16 protein-coding genes and 2 tRNA genes are annotated in these 17,573 nt (G+C 40.3%); 8 read left to right on the top strand and 10 right to left on the bottom strand.

Annotated features, from left to right (window positions below; translation table 11 throughout):
- Window positions 1–39 precede the first annotated feature (39 nt).
- Window positions 40–1,284 carry a hydroxymethylglutaryl-CoA reductase (NADPH) gene (gene hmgA, locus METTI_RS02120; protein ID WP_023844161.1) on the top strand — a complete coding sequence of 415 codons (1,245 nt, stop codon included), beginning with the start codon at window positions 40–42 and terminating at the stop codon, window positions 1,282–1,284.
- A 74-nt stretch (window positions 1,285–1,358) separates the two neighbouring features.
- Here hmgA and METTI_RS02115 read toward each other — a convergent pair whose 3' ends face one another.
- The 5 genes from METTI_RS02115 to METTI_RS02095 form a co-directional block, all read right to left on the bottom strand.
- Window positions 1,359–2,138, bottom strand: coding sequence for a cohesin domain-containing protein (locus tag METTI_RS02115; RefSeq protein WP_023844160.1), 780 nt, complete (start codon window positions 2,136–2,138; stop codon window positions 1,359–1,361).
- A gap of 13 nt (window positions 2,139–2,151) precedes the next feature.
- Complete coding sequence (locus tag METTI_RS02110; protein WP_023844159.1) at window positions 2,152–2,355, bottom strand: hypothetical protein; 204 nt, start codon at window positions 2,353–2,355, stop codon at window positions 2,152–2,154.
- A 38-nt stretch (window positions 2,356–2,393) separates the two neighbouring features.
- Window positions 2,394–3,635, bottom strand: a complete 1,242-nt coding sequence (locus METTI_RS02105; RefSeq protein ID WP_023844158.1) for a 3-isopropylmalate dehydratase large subunit — start codon at window positions 3,633–3,635, stop codon at window positions 2,394–2,396.
- Window positions 3,636–3,807: 172 nt separating this feature from the next.
- Window positions 3,808–4,182 carry a transcriptional regulator gene (locus METTI_RS02100; protein WP_023844157.1) on the bottom strand — a complete coding sequence of 125 codons (375 nt, stop codon included), beginning with the start codon at window positions 4,180–4,182 and terminating at the stop codon, window positions 3,808–3,810.
- Window positions 4,183–4,604: 422 nt separating this feature from the next.
- A tRNA-Ile gene (locus tag METTI_RS02095) sits at window positions 4,605–4,681 on the bottom strand.
- A 186-nt stretch (window positions 4,682–4,867) separates the two neighbouring features.
- On the opposite strand from METTI_RS02095, the gene METTI_RS02090 reads away from it, so the two are divergent.
- A tRNA-Ala gene (locus METTI_RS02090) sits at window positions 4,868–4,942 on the top strand.
- Window positions 4,943–4,983: 41 nt separating this feature from the next.
- On the opposite strand, the gene METTI_RS02085 is transcribed toward METTI_RS02090, so the two are convergent.
- Window positions 4,984–5,811, bottom strand: a complete 828-nt coding sequence (locus METTI_RS02085; protein ID WP_023844156.1) for an archaellin/type IV pilin N-terminal domain-containing protein — start codon at window positions 5,809–5,811, stop codon at window positions 4,984–4,986.
- 268 nt (window positions 5,812–6,079) lie between these two features.
- Here METTI_RS02085 and METTI_RS02080 point away from each other — a divergent pair, with 268 nt between their 5' ends.
- The 4 genes from METTI_RS02080 to METTI_RS02065 all read left to right on the top strand — a co-directional run bounded on the left by METTI_RS02080 (window position 6,080) and on the right by METTI_RS02065 (window position 9,364).
- Window positions 6,080–6,634: an FKBP-type peptidyl-prolyl cis-trans isomerase gene (locus METTI_RS02080; RefSeq protein WP_245596059.1), complete on the top strand. Its 555-nt coding sequence runs from the start codon at window positions 6,080–6,082 to the stop codon at window positions 6,632–6,634.
- Between the two features lie 12 nt (window positions 6,635–6,646).
- Window positions 6,647–7,027, top strand: a complete 381-nt coding sequence (locus tag METTI_RS02075) for an OB-fold nucleic acid binding domain-containing protein (protein WP_023844154.1) — start codon at window positions 6,647–6,649, stop codon at window positions 7,025–7,027.
- Between the two features lie 75 nt (window positions 7,028–7,102).
- Window positions 7,103–8,254 carry a sugar phosphate nucleotidyltransferase gene (locus METTI_RS02070; RefSeq protein WP_023844153.1) on the top strand — a complete coding sequence of 384 codons (1,152 nt, stop codon included), beginning with the start codon at window positions 7,103–7,105 and terminating at the stop codon, window positions 8,252–8,254.
- A gap of 81 nt (window positions 8,255–8,335) precedes the next feature.
- Window positions 8,336–9,364 carry a lysylphosphatidylglycerol synthase transmembrane domain-containing protein gene (locus METTI_RS02065; RefSeq protein WP_023844152.1) on the top strand — a complete coding sequence of 343 codons (1,029 nt, stop codon included), beginning with the start codon at window positions 8,336–8,338 and terminating at the stop codon, window positions 9,362–9,364.
- A gap of 4 nt (window positions 9,365–9,368) precedes the next feature.
- On the opposite strand, the gene METTI_RS02060 is transcribed toward METTI_RS02065, so the two are convergent.
- Window positions 9,369–11,045 carry a radical SAM protein gene (locus METTI_RS02060; RefSeq protein ID WP_023844151.1) on the bottom strand — a complete coding sequence of 559 codons (1,677 nt, stop codon included), beginning with the start codon at window positions 11,043–11,045 and terminating at the stop codon, window positions 9,369–9,371.
- A gap of 709 nt (window positions 11,046–11,754) precedes the next feature.
- On the opposite strand from METTI_RS02060, the gene ilvD reads away from it, so the two are divergent.
- Window positions 11,755–13,416, top strand: coding sequence for a dihydroxy-acid dehydratase (gene ilvD / locus METTI_RS02055; protein WP_023844150.1), 1,662 nt, complete (start codon window positions 11,755–11,757; stop codon window positions 13,414–13,416).
- An 81-nt stretch (window positions 13,417–13,497) separates the two neighbouring features.
- Entirely contained in the window at window positions 13,498–13,710 is a 213-nt protein-coding gene (locus METTI_RS15465; protein ID WP_342665105.1) for a hypothetical protein, read from the top strand.
- Between the two features lie 32 nt (window positions 13,711–13,742).
- On the opposite strand, the gene METTI_RS02050 is transcribed toward METTI_RS15465, so the two are convergent.
- The 3 genes from METTI_RS02050 to mtxX all read right to left on the bottom strand — a co-directional run bounded on the left by METTI_RS02050 (window position 13,743) and on the right by mtxX (window position 17,536).
- Window positions 13,743–15,578: a hypothetical protein gene (locus METTI_RS02050; protein ID WP_048135048.1), complete on the bottom strand. Its 1,836-nt coding sequence runs from the start codon at window positions 15,576–15,578 to the stop codon at window positions 13,743–13,745.
- A gap of 224 nt (window positions 15,579–15,802) precedes the next feature.
- Window positions 15,803–16,576 (bottom strand): thymidylate synthase, encoded by a 774-nt coding sequence (locus tag METTI_RS02045; RefSeq protein WP_048135046.1) that lies wholly within the window; start codon window positions 16,574–16,576, stop codon window positions 15,803–15,805.
- A 105-nt stretch (window positions 16,577–16,681) separates the two neighbouring features.
- Window positions 16,682–17,536, bottom strand: a complete 855-nt coding sequence (gene mtxX, locus METTI_RS02040) for a methanogenesis marker protein Mmp4/MtxX (protein WP_023844148.1) — start codon at window positions 17,534–17,536, stop codon at window positions 16,682–16,684.
- Window positions 17,537–17,573 lie beyond the last annotated feature (37 nt).

Genomic DNA, 17,573 nt, shown 5'->3' with positions numbered 1-17,573 from the left:
CTGTTTGTTTAATTCACTGGAGTTTATTGGAGCTTATATATGACATCAAGAATGGATTTGAACAGGGAAAAAAAAGAGTTGCTTGAAGGGGTAATTTCCGGCGAGATTTCTTATCATAAACTTGACTCTCTTACTGACAAGGAAACGGCTGTTATGATCAGAAGGTTTTCTCTTGAGGAATTATCAGGATTTGATTTTGATCATATACAGAATTTTTCAATTGATGTCGAGAGTGCAACTAAGAAAAATGTAGAAAACATGATAGGTGTAATTCAGGTGCCTCTGGGTGTTGCGGGTCCACTTAAAGTAAATGGTGAGTTCGCCAGTGATGAATTCCGTCTTCCTCTGGCAACCACAGAAGGGGCACTTATTGCCAGTGTGAACAGGGGTTGCTCAGTTATTACAAAGTCCGGTGGTTCAAATGTCCGGGTATTTCAGGATGTAATGACTCGTGCTCCGGTTTTCAGACTTGAAAATGTTATCAAGGCAAAAGAGTTTTCAGACTGGTTGCAGGATCCTGATGTCCTGTCCCGTATGAAAGCAAAGGCATCTGAGACAACCCGCTTTGGTGAGTTAGTTGATGTAAAACCATTTGTGACCGGCAATTCGGTATATGTCCGTTTTTCCTATGACACAAAAGATGCCATGGGCATGAATATGGTTACCATTGCAACAGATGCGGTTCTTAATTTAATCAAGGATGAGTTTGGTGCAATTCCTATTTCCCTTTCGGGCAATATGTGTGTTGACAAGAAGCCTGCGGCAATAAACAATATTCTTGGGAGGGGAAAAACTGTCGTTGCCGATGTGACAATACCTGCCGAACTTGTGGAAAAGCGTCTGAAATGCAAACCTGAGACTATGGTAGAGGTAAATTACCGCAAGAACCTGCTTGGTTCAGCACGCGCAGGTTCCCTTGGATATAATGCTCATGCTGCTAACATCATAGCTGCAATGTACATTGCATGCGGTCAGGATCCTGCTCATGTGGTAGAAGGCAGTAGTACTATAACAACCATGGAACTGACAAAATATGGTGATGTCTACTGTTCAGTAACCCTTCCTGCAATGGCCATCGGCACTGTGGGAGGCGGCACTAATCTGGGACCTCAGCATGAATGCCTGAGAATTCTTGGTGTGAATGGCTCAGGTACGCCTCCCGGGTCTAATGCTAAAAAGCTTGCAGAGATAATTGCTTCTGCTGTGCTTGCCGGTGAGATATCACTTGTAGGTGCACAGGCCGCAGGTCATCTTGCAAAAGCCCATGCTGAACTTGGAAGATAAACGCTGAGTTGTTACTCAATACAATCAGGTTAAAAAATCTTAAAGAAAAGGGAGTCATCCCTTAAACTCATTTTTTATTTTCTTTTTCTGTCAAGGACATATGCCAGGGCCAGAAATGTAATTGCTGCAACTGTAAGTATACTGATGTTTGATGTACTGCTCTCAGCTTCAGGTGCAGAAGTCTGCTGAGTTTCAGTGCTTTCTGCTGTGTCCTGAATACTCTGAAGTGTTGTTTTTTCTTCAGCAGTCTGAACAGTTCCCTCACCTACAGGGGAATCTACATTGTCATCCTCTCTGTCAATTATGTTTAACTCAGTACCTTCTTCGTTGTCGTTATCTCTGTCAGAAATTTCTTCTTCACTGATACTTATGAGTGCATCATAGGTGACCGCATCTATCTCATCACCTTGGTTGTCCCCTAAAATGATATTTTCGATTCTGATTTGACAGGTTCCCGTCTCTTCGGATGCTTTCAGTTTTATGGTACAGAAAGTGCCTTCATCCGATGTACCATCGCCCATAATAAGGGTACCATAAATTTCAGTGGTAACTCCCTCATCATTGTCAATGTTTCCGGGGTTGAACATCACTGGTGAGTCCGTGCTTGAAAGGAAATCTCCTTCTTCAATACTCCCTATGGATACGAGTGAACAGTCATAGTTCAGATCAAACTGGACACCTGCAACCAGTGTATCAGGCTTGATATATACATCAAGTGTAAACTCTTCTCCGGGGGCTACAGTCTCCACTGATGGAAGTACACTGACACTGGTAGCAGCGCTTACAACTCCGCAGAGGCAGATTACACATGCTACCAGAATAATCCCAAAGAGATTGAGCGTTTTACCTGTCATTAACACATCCTGCTCATTCAAGCTTCTGTCTGGCAGTTTCAAGCAAAACAGAGCATTCGTCCATTTTCTTTGCAGCACTTCTGACATCTTCGGCTATATCTGCATATCCTGCAGCTTCAATTTTTCCCGCCCATTCATTGAAACTCTTGCTGTGGCTGTCATTATGTTCTATCCAATGTTCCATTAGGTGCTCAAGTTTTGGCTTGTCAAGTTCCATTTTGCTAACTCCACTGTTATATATGTGTTAATAAGATATCAGATTTCGCGCGGATCAGTAATCTCACCGGTAAGGGCAGACGCAGCAGCAGTTGCAGGGGATGCCAGATAAATAAATCCGCCAGTACCCATTCTTCCCTTAAAGTTCCTGTTGGCTGTAGATATGCAGGTTTCACCTTTGCCGATAACTCCCATGTGTCCTCCAAGACAAGGCCCGCATCCTGGAGAACCAATCACAGCTCCTGCTTCCAGCAGGGTCTCAATAATACCCTTTCTGACAGCTTCTATCAGCACATTGCGGGACGCGGGTACAATGAGTGTACGTATGGCTACCTTTTCTCCTTTAAGGATGGATGCGGCAACTTCAAGATCTTCCAGCCTGCCGTTGGTACAGGTACCTATGAATGCCTGGTCAAGTTTTGTCGGCTTTATGTCACCTATGTCATTGACGTTGTCAACCTGGTGTGGTAATGCAATTTGAGGTTCAAGTTCATTTGCATTGAAGGTGTATTCATCCGAGTATACAGCATCTTCACTAGCATAAACAGGCTCATATTCTTCAGATGCTATTCCTTCAAGGAAGTCAAATGTCGTTTTGTCCGGTGGTATAATTCCGGCTTTACCGCCCATCTCTATGGCCATATTGCTGAGTGTCATACGTCCTGACATGGACATTGAATCAATTGCAGTTCCGTAGAATTCAGCAGCTTTGTAAGTAGCACCTGCAACACCCAGTGTGCCTATTATTTTCAGGATAAGATCCTTTGCATAGACTCCGCTTTTAAAATTGCCCTCAGCTGTTATTTTTAAGCTTTCAGGAACCTTGAACCAGAGTTTTCCTGATGCAAATATCTCTGACATGTCTGTGGCACCTACACCGGTTCCAAAGGCTCCGAATGCGCCGTAGGTACATGAGTGTGAATCTGCACCTACTACAAGTTTTCCAGGGAGGGCAAATCCGTTCTCAGGGAGTAACTGGTGACAGATTCCTTCTCCTACATCATAGAAATTACTTATTTTCTGCTCTTTTATCCATTCGCGGATCTCGTGGTGGAGTGCAGCAGTGGTATCTGTGTTTGCAGGTGTCAAATGGTCAAAGGGAATAATTATCTTATCAGGGTTCCAGACCTTTTCTTCTTCCATTTCCTTGAATGATTTAACTGCAAGGACACTTGTACCGTCATGTGCCATGGCAAAATCCACGTCTGCGATAACAAAATCGTTTGCTTTCGCATTCTTGCCGGATGCACGGCTAAAAATTTTCTCACTTATAGTGCTCAAAAGATTAACTCCATTATATAATTGCAGATTAGTGTAATAGCGATGATACACTACCTTATTAACTTAAAATCTTCGATAGAAGCAAATTAGTATTTGATGATATGCTCTATCTGTAAAAAATAGTTTTTGCTGCATGAAGCAGCAAAATAGTTTAATTGGCTAAGTCAAATGATTATGCAAGCCTTTTCAGCTTTTCAATATTATTGAGTACGTATCTGCTTTCAAGAAGCACTCTCTGCTCAATGCTCTGCACAATATCTTCCAGTGGTGTGACAAGTCTGTATAATTTAACAGGTCTGCCTTTTCCTTCTGTTTTCTTTTCTTCCCGAATGTCCACCCAATTGTTGTCTTTAAGGTATCTCATTGCAATACTGACTTCAGGTTGTCTGAGGCTGGAATTCTTTTCTATTTCACGGGAGGTTATTTCTTCTCCACTGGAGAGGCAGGCAAGAGTCAGGGCTACAGGTCTGTTTATATCTAATTTCCTGAGCAGTTCTACGATCTCATACTCCTTTTCACTCATGCCAGTTGGTTTTTTCTCTCTCATTGTAAATCACCGATTATATGAATTGTTTCGTTTTGTTCGGATTCGTTCATTCAGGGCTTTTACACAGGTATTTCTGTTTTTGGAATTTGGTATAGTGCGTTTTAGTCCTGCCTGTACCCTGAAATATTGTTTACACTAACCACTATTATAAGTAGTTATTATATATTAATATTTTTTATATTAAAATAGTAAGTCTTTAACATCTATTTTTGATGATATATTTTCGTCCATAAGATAATCAGGGTATGAATATTTCTGATAGTCATAAAAAGAAATAGCAAAAGAGCTAATGGACGATTTTAGGCATAAATCCGGGTATAAATCAGAAAATGCTCAGACAAGATTAAATTTATTGGATTGAAAATTAATTAACATATAACTTCCTTGAAAATAATTATTAACAAAAAGAGTACAGGTTTGATTGGTGGGCCCGCTGAGATTCGAACTCAGGGCCTCACGGTTATCAGCCGTGCGCTCCACCTAGCTAAGCTACGGGCCCAATTTGCCTGTGTTATGCGTTTTGTGTGTCGCCTTCATCACGCGACACTCCAAATACGCATCCAAATACTTTAACGTTTCGCTCGGAATCGAAAAATCAAAAGAAATTTTTTAGACAGAACCTATTCGTTGTAATTTTATGGCGTTAGCTTTATGATACATAATGTGTTCTAAGGCATGATATTCCGGGCTGGTAGATCAGGGGAAGATCGCTACCTTGGCATGGTAGAGGCCTCGGGTTCAATTCCCGACCAGTCCACCACACTTTTTTACAGATGCCGTTCAACAAGATCTATATTTTTCTTATGGGTAAAGCTGCACTGCTTCATAGCTTCCAAATGTCGTAGGGAGAATAAAGTCTGCATTTGTTGAAGCACCTGCTTCTGGTGTCATTGCCAGATTTATTGAGGCGCGAGGAATCAGGTTAAGTCCTGAGGATTGCAATGAAGATGCAACATTCATCTCATAGAGTGTTGTGTATCCTGTGTTGACTGATGTTGGGGATACTGTTGCTACATAGATTACTACAAAATCTCCTGTTGTAATTACGGGTGAAGATTGTGAAAAAGAGTCATCTTCATCTCTGATTGTGTCAACTGTAAAATAGTATTTTGCATTTGTATAGGTTACATTTATTTCAGTGTTTCCTATGGTTGTGTTCTCTGTTACAAGTTTGTAAAGGTTTACATCCTTATCTGTGCTGAAGCCTGACATATTTCCATCAAAATCTGCGCGTGGTGCGAGGCTATTCCTGTTGCCCGCATAAATTACATTATTTGTCTGGTACCCGTCTGTAATACTTATAACAAGGGCAGAAAGATCAACAGGTTCGCTTGCAGCCCTTAATCCAAGTGTTATTTTGAGGAGATCGATCGAATTTGCCATATCCGTACTGCTGTTCTTTGACCGGAACCCCTCAACCTTCTGTATCATAAGGTTAGATGAAACTTCTTTGGTAGCTTCCCTTCCTGTATATTGGGCTTCCTGTTGTAAAACTCCTGAAGTTGTTATCAGTACTGCTGCGGCAACTGCTGCAACAAGAACCATTGCAATAAATATAATAAGAGTTCCAATTCCTATTTGGGCATTTGTGTATGAAATAAACTTTTTAAATATGGGTAGTTGTCGCATCAGCTTCACCGAATAATTGGTTTATGAGTTGTATTACTCGTAACAATTGCACAATAATTATAGTATTACTTTATATATTAATCTTTTCTTGACAATTTACATTCGTAAATACATTTACTAACAGCAAAATAGTTTAAATTAAAAGATTTTCAGTAACCTTATATAGCAAAACCCTACTCATGTATGTTTGTATCAATAATTCTTGTTGTGGGTTATGAGTCTGCTTCCAGTGTTATGAAAAGTATTAATTAACTTAATTGGTGATTGTGTGAAAAAAATATTCCTTCTTTTACTTTTAACAGGTATGCTGCTAACAAGTGGTTGTACAGATTCTGACAACCCTGCTAACTCCAGGGTAGTACAAATAGGTGACAATATTTCTGTAAATTACACCGGCATGCTTGAGGATGGAACTGTTTTTGATACTTCAAAAGCAGATATTGCCCAAGAAAATGGAATTTACAATTCTCTCAGGGAATACAAACCTCTTTCTTTTGTTGCAGGTGCGGGTCAGATGATCGATGGTTTTGATGCTGCTGTAATTGGTATGAAAGTAGGTGAAGAGAAAACTGTTACAATTCCACCTGAAGAAGCTTACGGGGAAGTGCAGGATGAACGTATTATATCATACAAAGTTGAAGACTTTGAAGCAGTAAATATGACTCCTGTTGTTGGTGAAACTATATATGCCCAGGGTTATCCGGGAGTTATTCTGAATGTCAACGAAACAAACGTGACAGTTGATTTTAATCATCATCTTGCTGGTAAGACTCTTATCTTTGATATCGAACTGGTTTCAATAGAAGGGTCTGAAGATGCCTGATCAGGTTTGATTATGGAAAAAGAAGAAAAAATTGTAGTTATTCTTTTATGCATGGCCCTTTTCTCTCTGGCCATTGCATATACTTATTTTTATTCCGGGAGTCCTTCAGATGATTCTATTTCTTTTAGTTCATCTTCTGTTCCAGGGGATAAAGTAAGGCTTGAAGGTGATATTCTCACAAAACGCTTCACTTATTCAGGTGACCATTTGCTAATGGATGTGGATTATGGTTCAGGTTCAGTTAAAGTGTTTGTACCATCAGGCAGCGGTTCCAATGATGTTAACTCGATGGTTGAAGTAAATGACAGGGTACTGATATCCGGAACAGTTTCAGAGTATGAAGGTGAGATTGAAGTTGTTGTAGATAGCAGTAGTGACGTAACAGTCCTTTAATTGCTTTCGGATTCTATATTTTTTAGTTTAATAATCCGCTAAACATATATGTAAAAAATACCCTCATACTAAAATATGAAAGCCTGTATTATGTGTGGTGGAGAGGGGACAAGGCTTCGTCCCTTAACTTTTGCCCGTCCAAAACCAAGTATTCCTATTCTTAACAAACCGTCTGTTGTACATTTAATAGAACACCTTTCAAAAGAAGGTTTCAACGATATTGTAATAACCCTCGGGTATATGGCTGAAAAAATCGAGGAGCAGTTAGGTGATGGGAGAATATTCGGAGTCCATATCGATTATGTTTATGAAGATGAAAAACTTGGGACTGCCGGAGGCGTTAAGAATGCAGAGGAATATCTTCGTGACAGTCCGTTTATAGTTCTTGGAGGCGATCATGTACTCAACCTGAATTTAAGGGAGATGTACAGGTTCCATGAAATGACGGATGCACTTGTAACAATCGGGCTTTTATCCATCGATGATCCTCGTGAATTCGGTATCGCAGATATGGATGTGAATAACAGGATCAGACGTTTCCTTGAAAAACCAGGACCCGGTGAAATATTCAGTAATCTTGCAAGTACAGGTATTTATGTATGTGATCCGGAAATATTTGACTGGATTCCAGAAGGCAAACAATATGATTTTGCGAAGGATCTTTTCCCGGATATACTTGAGAAAAAACGGAAGATAAACGGTATTCTTGCCAGGGGCAGATGGACTGATGTTGGAAGCCCACAGGCTTACAGGCAGGCACAACGCTGGATGTTGGAGTCACTCCCCGGTACTACAATTGAAGGTCATTTTAAAACACTGGATGCCCGTATAAAAGGTCCTGTTTCTCTTGGTCATAACGTGACTGTCGGGTCCAATTCTGCGATTGTGGGTCCTATAGTTATTGGTGAAAATACGACTATAGGTGATAACGTTCTTATCGGACCATATACGGCAATAGGTTCCAATTGTACCATCAACAATGATACTCGAATATTATCTTCTTATATGTTCAATAACGTGTCAATAGGGCATAATTCAAATGTTTCCGGTTCTATTATTGATAATGGTACTGTTGTAGGTGACAACTGTAGTCTTGAAAATGGAACTGTTATTGGTCCGGAAGTCAATATCGAAAATGATGTTACAGTTCACTCTAACGTGAGGATCTGGCCAAAAAGATCTATCTCCACAGGGACAAGTGTAAAAGAAGATATGCTTGGTGAATGAATTTCGTTGATTGTGATTATATAGTATTGATTGTGTATGCATTGATTCATACACATCACACATTTATGCAGGGTTGGGGTCATGAATAAAATTGAGAAATGGATTCTCATATCTTTACTAATAAGTCTTGTATCGGGTTTGATCGTTGTTGCATTTACTTTTGATTCAAATACTTTGTCTGCCCTTATGCAGATAAAACCTGTTTATATCTTAGCTGCTGCATGCGTACATGCTCTTAGCTATGTAGTATGGGGTATGCGTACACGTTCACTTTGTAAAGCACTTGGTTTTGATGTTGGCTATACTAAAGCTTGTGAAATAGTAACATCAGGTACTCTGGCAGCATCTATCACGCCTTCTTCTTTAGGTGGTGAGCCTTTAAGAATCCACCTCCTTCATGAAGAAAAGATTCCACTAGGAAGAGCCACAGCTGTTGTTCTTGGGGAGAGAATACTTGATGGCATACTTATCCTCGCTTTAGCACCAGTTTCCATATATGTCATACGCGGTGTTCTCAATGATTCTGTTTTTGATGCCATGTTTATCTTTGCAGAATTAGGTCTTACTTTCATACTGTTTCTTACCTTGTATGCTATATGGAAACCAGATCCAACTAAAAATGTAGTTTATTTTGTTGTAAAGAGGATGGCTCCGTTTTTGGGAAGGAAAACAGATGCTGCATTAGAAAAAATCATAAAAAGAGTTGACTCTGAGCTTGAGCATTTTCATGACAGCATTTCAATATTGCTAACTGATGGCAGGCGTGGGCTTTCTTTTGGAGTCTTATACACAATAGTCTTCTGGTTTGTAGATTTCTCCATGCTTTATGTGATATTGCTTGGTCTTAACCAGCACCCTGATCCGCTCATAGTCTTTGCATCACAGATTATAGTTATGGTCTTACTTGTCATACCTGCAACTCCGGGTGCAAGCGGAGTTGCTGAGTTTGCAGGAACAACTGCTTTTTCTCTTTTCATTCCGTCATCATTACTTGGAATTGCAGTAATTGCCTGGAGGGCTTTCACTTTCTATATGAATATTTGCGTAGGTGGTTTTGTTAGTTTCAAGATTTTGAAGGATACTGATTTTATCAAGAACTTCCTGAAATAGGCTTTTAGAAGCCGATGTATGGAAGTAATTCTTCTTTTCCTGTCCTATCAACAAAATCTTCTGCGTTTTTAAAAGGCATTTCCCTATTGATAAGATTGGCTTGTTTCTTACCTATTCCTGGCAGTTCCTGTAAAAGTGACATTGAAGCAGTGTTGATGTTCAGTGGATATGGTATTCCTGTAATGGATCGGTGGCCATGTCTTGTTACTGTAACATCTATGAACTTTCCAAGTTCCTGATTTGCGGGAATTCCTACAAGCAAGGGGTATGATCCCATCTGCCTGCCAAAACAAATTCTTTCGCTATTTAATTCACACATCAGGTTCTTGAGTACAGTACCTGCAGGAATTATTTTTTTGAGCATTGGCATATCGATTTCTTTTCGGATCTTTTCCTTATATTTCAGGAATATCTGCTTGTGCTTTCTTACAAGTTCGTCATTCCCATACATGCGGGTGCCTGGAAATGCCATCACCTGGCGTATATTTATTCTTCGAAGGAGAAGATCTTCGTCAAGAACTTTCTTGAGGAATTCGTAGTTTAGTTCAAATGTCTTTTTTGATTCTCCCATAAGTCCGTGAACAATATTGATTCCTGGGAGGAGTTCAGGCATTCCGTTAACTCCTCTGCTTCTTCCTGCATCATTAATGATTTTGATAGCTTCATATATTTCCTCAGGCATTGCTTTAAGACCATTAGCTCTTACTACTTCAGGATCCGCGCTTTCCATTCCAAGTGCCGCCACATCTCCCGGTGTATGATATTTTACGATGGTTTTAAAAATCTCCCTGGTTAGTTCTGGATAAGCTGCAATTGTTCCTGGATTGGCATTATCCATGTGGAGTACTTTCAGATCGGGCGCAACGTTTCTGATTCCTTTGTACAGGGAATGTATGGCCTGTGGATCAGGTTCAGGTATTTCTCCTCCTTTGTCCTTTGCATGATAGCTTAGAATGTCAGGCTGTCTTCCTATTCTGAAAAACCTTGCACCGTGTTTATAGAGTTCTGAAACTTCTGATACGACATCCTTAATTGGCCGGTAATCCGAGCTTCCGTATGATGGTTCCGTGCAGAATGAACAGTGCTGCTTACGTCCACAACCTCTGTATGTTTCAATTTCACACATCACATTAGGATAATCCGGATGTTTTTTGATAATAAAACTGCCTTTTGTACTCCATCTTCCTATCTCTTCAACGGTTCTGAATCGATGTTCAAAATCTTCCGGAGACTGTGCACTGTCTCCTGTTGTATCAAAGACAAAAGCCTCTATGTCCTTGCTTGAAATACACACATCTGTGTTAGTTATAATATCACATTCAGCTTTCTTTCCACCTTCCAGCGAGAAACCAAGCCTGATGGGTCCTCCCAGTATTTTAGTTCCATTGGTGGCACTGAATATGCTTTCTATCTCGCCTAAATTGATAGGTGTTGAACGCAGGTATTTGCCTGGAACTGTCATACCGGCAAGAACTACAACTATGTCTGCCCGATTTATGAGTCTGGGTGCCTCGGTGATATCTTTGCGCAGATTATCAATTGTAAAATATGCTATATTTTCTTCCTGAAATCCGTTTTCTCTTAAGGCACCTGCTATGTATCTGATGTATGGGGAAATGTAAGGTGGAACTCCGAAACATGCCGGCTCGTCCACATATCCGTCAATTATTACTGCTCTCATGCTTCTCTTCTTGTTTTTTACTAAAAAATCAGATTAATATGTGTACAAAATATTATCTTTATTGCATTATATTGGATATAATGTATCTATTACTTTGTATATATGCAAGTATCTATTCTCTAATATATTTGTTTTATTGGTGTGCTTACGGTTGCTGTTTTTCCATGGTTGTGTATATTTCCCATCAATTTCCAATATGATGTCCTATAGGTCTTTAAGCATATTTAATCAGACGGTCAGTATATAGTGGATTAAACAAAACAGTTTTCAACTATGTCTTTTGTTGTTGAATTGCTGTTCAAATTGAGGATGTCAGGATTATAATTGCAAAATGAAATTATTGACAAATCTGCTTAGTACGGTGGCAATTCTATTTTGAGTCTATTAACGATACACTTACTGAATTCTTCATTACTGATGCTGCATACATGTAATATTATGTCCGCTATTAAAGAATACAATATGTATGATTTATATGAAAATCTGTAAGCTTATTCATATTTGTATGCACACAATATGTCATAAATATCTTCATGATAGGGTATATTATGCTTTAGTATTATGCGTATTAAAAGCGGTTAGCATTTGTTGTTGTATTTGAATATTCACATTTCCAATGTTTTGGCGGCACACACTTCTTATATATTCCTTTTTCCATTACCTATATTAGTTGTAAGCATGCTGTGAATGCATCAAACGAGGTTTTCCAATGAGAAGTGACAAGACAAAGAAAGGACTCGAACGCGCGCCTCACCGTTCTCTTTTGAAGGCAACCGGTGTAACAGATTCTGAAATGAAAAAGCCGTTCATTGCAGTTGTAAACTCCAGGAATGAACTCATCCCCGGTCATATTCATCTTGACAAAGTTGCAGAGGCCGTAAAGGCAGGTATCAGAAGTGCCGGTGGTGTCCCATTTGAATTCCATACTATAGGTATTTGTGATGGAATTGCCATGGGTCACGAAGGAATGAAATATTCCCTTCCAAGCCGTGAGGCAATCGAAGATTCCATAGAGCTTGTCCTTCAGGGTCACCAGCTTGATGGAATGGTTATGATAACAGCATGTGACAAGATTACTCCCGGTCACCTTATGGCAGCAGGAAGCCTTGACATTCCTGCAATTGTGGTTACAGGCGGTCCAATGATTCCGGGTTATGTTGATGATGAGCCAAGGGATCTCATATCTGTATTTGAAGGAGTTGGAGAATGCCAGTCCGAAAAAGTATCCGATGAAAAGTTGAAGCTCCTCGAAGACTGTTCATGCAGTGGTGCCGGTTCATGTGCCGGAATGTACACTGCAAACACCATGGCATGTATGACAGAGGCACTTGGTATGAGTCTTCCAGGGTGTGGAACTGCCCATGCAGCAGATGCTAAGAAAATAAGGCTTGCAAAAGAATCAGGTGAAAGGATTGTTTCAATGGTCAATGAAGGTCTTAATCCTCGTAGCGTTGTCACCATGAAGTCATTTGAAAATGCCATAATGGTAGATATGGCAATCGGTGGCAGTACTAATACTACACTTCACCTTCCTGCAATTGCCCATGCCTTTGGACTTGAGCTTAGCCTTGATGTATTTGACAGGCTCAGTAAAAGCACTCCTCATCTTATCTCTCTCAAACCTGGCGGAGAAAATTACATGCTTGACTTTGAAAGGGCAGGCGGTGTCCAGGCAATCATGTCCAGGCTCCAGTCCAGTCTTAACCTTGATGAAAAAACAGTTAATGGTAAGACTGTTGGGGATAACCTATCAGAGCTTATCATTGTAAATCCGAAACTCAATGCAAGAATTATGGGTACGATGGAATCTCCTATACATGAAGAAGGTGGAATTGCAGTACTTAAAGGAAGTCTTGCTCCGGATGGTTCAGTTGTAAAACAAGCAGCAGTCGATCCTAAGATGCTGAAACACAGCGGTCCTGCAAGGGTATTTGACAGTGAGGAAGATGCAATGGCTGCAATCCTTGCCAAGAAGATTGTTGCCGGTGATGTTGTTGTTATACGCTATGAAGGTCCAAAAGGTGGTCCTGGAATGCGTGAGATGCTATCTCCAACATCAGCTATTGCCGGAATGGGTCTTATCGATAAAGTTGCTCTTGTTACAGATGGTCGTTTCTCCGGTGGAACCCGGGGTCCATGTATCGGTCACATCTCTCCTGAAGCACAGGAAGGCGGTCCCATTGGTCTTGTAAAAGAAGGCGATATAATCGAGATAGACATTCCTGCAAGAAAACTTGACCTGAAGGTATCTGAAGAAGAGCTTGCAGAGCGCAGGAAAACTTTTGTCCCGTTGGAAAAGAAGGTTACCGGTTACCTTGCAAGGTACAGAAAATTTGTAAGTTCCGCGAACAAGGGTGCTATTATCGAATAGTGCCATTTTTATTTTTATATTATAATGTGTCAGGGTAGATCCTAACAGATATGCTCTTTCTTTCTTTTTTATGCTTGACCGATGGATTTTTATTTAAAATTACAAGACTATTCCTTAATGGAAAGAGTGGGTATTTGTGCTATATGTGGTTCTGTATCCGGTCTGAACACATGTAGTCTATGCGGCAGGCTTGTTTGCAGTAGTTGCTTTGACACTTCCCGTAATGTTTGCAAACAATGCTCATCAGGAATTATCTTTTCAGAAATGTCTTCTGAAAGATCCGGCCTAATCTGATGTTAACATCCAGTCCGATATCACTACTGGTTTTACTTTAGTCTGTGAAGCTGTTCAACACCATTTTCCTGCTTAAGTATGAGTATTTCTCTTGCAACCAGTTCCTGTATCTTCCTGTCAATGTCTTCCTGACTGAACTGGCGTGATACCAGACTCTTTATGATCTCTTTTTTAACTTTAGCTCCGCGTGGCATATACATTAGAATATTGGTTTCCAGTTTGTCCGGCTTAGTCCCTGCACTCTGATTTACATCAGGTGAAACTTTTGATGCTTGCATCTGAGCTGTTTCAGTTTGTATTTCAGGTGCAGCTTCTGTTCCTGTATTAAATGGTGGCATCGATTCTCCGGCAATAGGCGGCATTTCAGGTGCTTTCATTTCCGGCATAACCAACTCAGCTTCATTTGTATCTGGCATTGCTGGTGATCCTGATGTTTCTAGCTCCGGCATCGCAAATGCCGTTTGTCCCAGCTCCTGTTCCGGTGGCTTAAACTCTGGCATCTGGAACTCCGGTTGTTCTGCTTCTTGCTCCGGTGGTTTCAATTCTGGCATCTGGAATTCCTGTTGTTCTGCCTCTTGCCCCGGCGGTTTCAATTCTGGCATCTGGAACTCCGGTTGTTCTGCTTCTTGTTCCGGTGGCTTAAACTCTGGCATCTGGAACTCCGGTTGTTCTGCTTCTTGCCCCGGCGGTTTCAATTCTGGCATCTGGAACTCCGGTTGTTCTGCTTCTTGCTCCGGCGGTTTCAATTCTGGCATCTGGAATTCCTGTTGTGTCGTTTCTTGCTCCGGCAGCTTCAATTCTGGCATCTGGAACTCTGATTGTGCTATTTCTTGCTCCGGTGGTTTCAATTCAGGCATCTGGAATTCCTGTTGTGTCATTTCTTGCTCCAGTGGTTTCAATTCAGGCATCTGGAATTCCTGTTGTGTCATTTCTTGCTCCGGTGGCTTCAATTCTGGCATCTGGAACTCTGTTTGTTGCATTTCTCCTTCAGGGGGCATGAATAAAGGATTTTTTTCAGCTTCTTTTAAAGAAGTGTTTTCAACTTCTGTTTCCTTATGTATTTTTTCTGCAACCAGTTCTGAGAGTTTATGCTCGTGTGGAATTTCAGCATCTACTGAACTTTCCCTCTTCATTTCAGGTATAGATGGGTTAAATGTTTCTTCCGTATTTTCAACTAAAACTGTACTTTCTTTCGGAGTTATCTGTTCCTCTACGCTGATATTTTCCATCGGATTGAAGTTCTGCTCAGTGGTTTCAATCGATGGTGCATTGTTGGCAGTTTCCTGGATATTTGTTGCTACTGCTGGTTCAGGGATTTCTGTTTCAATCATTCCCATATCTTCAGTTTTGAAACTCTCCATCTCAAGTTCATTGCCGGTATTTTCACGCATATCTTCCATGTTGATATCGGTACCATTCATAACCGGGGCAGGTATATCCGGATGATTTTCACCAATATTTTCATTTATGTTCTGAGTGCCGATGTCCTCAGCGAGTACTTGTTCAACAGGTTCCGGAATTTCATGACTGATAATATTCTGTGCAAGATTATCCTGTGGTTCATGTATTTGTTCAGAAGTTTCCTGTAAAAGAGGGTTTAAAGATTCCTGAATCAAAGGTTCATTCTCTTGTGCAGGGCTTATTCCTGCAAGTTTGTTTTCCATTTGTTCAAGTCGGCTGAATATTGTATTAACATCTTTTTTGAGAATACTGAATCCTTCGCTCCAGGGAATAACTTCTTCAGAAGAGAAATTATCCACTGCGTCAAGTTCTCTTTCTATAAGCTTTCTGATGAACAGGCTTTTGTTTTCAATTACGTCCAGTTTGTCAAAAAGCTCATCGGACATGCTGATAGTAAGTCTTTTCATGATATGTCTCTCCCTGAAACTCGGATTAGTGGAATCACATTAATGTATGCATATTTCATACATATATAATTAACTAATATATATTTTAAAAATTATGATTGTTGCTTATTGTGTATGATTGTTATATAAATACGAGATCAAAAGACGTTACACTAAAGCAATGAACATGTTATTGAGATATCAGGATGGATGTTTGATCATTAAAAAAGAATATGAATGTAAGATTACATGGATTTCTTACATTCCGGGCAAGCCTTACCTTTAGTGGTTTGGATGAATGAATGTTTTGGAGTTATGCACTTACATAATGGGCATAATTCATTTGTTTTGAATATTTTTTCCACTGCCTGTAAGTCAGTGTCGTAGATGTGTGTATCCCATCCTGTTGCAATAAGTGATTCGATTTCGATGTCAAGTTCATGTTCTTTGAACACTTTTTTAAATCCTTCGACAATAGCCGGGATGTTTGCCGGGAATCCTCCGAAAGCGTCCCATGATCTGTAAAGCAGGTATATTCTCACCTGCGTGTCATTCAATAGTTCCAGCTTGTAGGCAATCCAGCAGGGCTGGTCTTCAAATTTAGGAATATGTGTTTCATTTTCCCAGAGTACGCCCACATGTCTCCTTGATCCTGGGCGCAGGTTGCTTACATTTGCATTTACACTGTCATATGCTGCCTGTCCGTATCTGAATAACTGTTTGGCATAGCAGTAGTCAAATTTTCTCTTATCATCGTCTTCAAGAGAACTGTACCAGTCTGCGTATTCTTCTGTAAGTTCTTCCTTGTATTTAGCTATAAGATTCTCTCCAAAGGGTACAGCAGGACTAACCTGATTATTGTTCACGTCTTCAATACATATGGTGGCATGAACTCTCTTTGTCATTGTCTTATAGTCCGGCTTATGTTCCTCTCCCTTCTCATAGATCTCGCGGATCAGCTGAGACCATGCAGAAGCAATTGTTTTTCCTTTTATCAGTACAGCTTCCATATCTCTCATTCCCTATGCACTATTAATTGTTGCAATACTATTGCTATGGAATAAAATGAATTTAATAAGTATTTAATAAATTAGATTGTATGCATCCTGTATAAATTATTGTTGTCACTGGTCATTAGTATTCGTATCTTCTTTATCAACCAGTGCACTGGCAAGCATTATTGCCTTAGTGTAGTGACCGCCTACTCTGGATGTGTCAACAAATACATAATCATCCATTAGTACCGGTGCTCCAAACCCGTATCCTCCGCCCAGAAATACAAGAGTTCTGAATATCAGGTTTCCTGAAATCCCGTCAGGGGCCAGTATGAAGTTTGCCTCCTTAATTGCATCTTCAATTAGAATAGTATAATGCTTTGCCTCTATTCCCTGTTCTCTTATTCTATTTACAATGAAGTCTCCTTCAGCAAGCGTCTGGTCAACACGGCTGTTACGTCCAAGATCTCCAAGTCTCCCGCCGGAAAGGATTCCTACGACTGGCTCAATGTTGAATCTTCTTATGTACTCCACGCCAAGTTTGATAAAATCAATTTTGTCAGCCAGTTCATTTCCTTCATCTATTCCTACAGGCGCTATGAAAAAAGGTGTTCCTTCATTTGTCTGTAACAATGCGATTCTGTGAAGGTTTTCCTGATTCAGTATCTTTTTGAGGTGTGATAATGTTTGCGATGCTCCTGCCGTACCTCTAACTGCAGCATCCACATATCTGGATTTAAGCAGGTCTCCGATGGTTCTTTCTGGATCGTTTGTTCCAACTATCTCAAGATCGGTTCCTATCTCTTCGATTTCTTTTTTGTTGCCCACCAGCATCACATGTGCGTACCCTGCAACGTGTGCATCCCTGGCACTCTTCAGCATTTTGGGATTTGGGTTGCGTACTCCTATGGCAACTCTTGCCCGATTCTTTAATGCCCTTTTTTCTATAAGGCCCAGGAGATTTTCTGTACTTTTCGATCCCATGGATGATACCTCTACCATCAATAATATCAATCAGAAC

Source organism: Methanolobus tindarius DSM 2278 (assembly GCF_000504205.1).
Classification (GTDB): domain Archaea; phylum Halobacteriota; class Methanosarcinia; order Methanosarcinales; family Methanosarcinaceae; genus Methanolobus; species Methanolobus tindarius.
The sequence above is the reverse complement of the archived record's forward strand: the minus strand, read 5'-3'. Positions and strand labels throughout refer to the sequence as shown.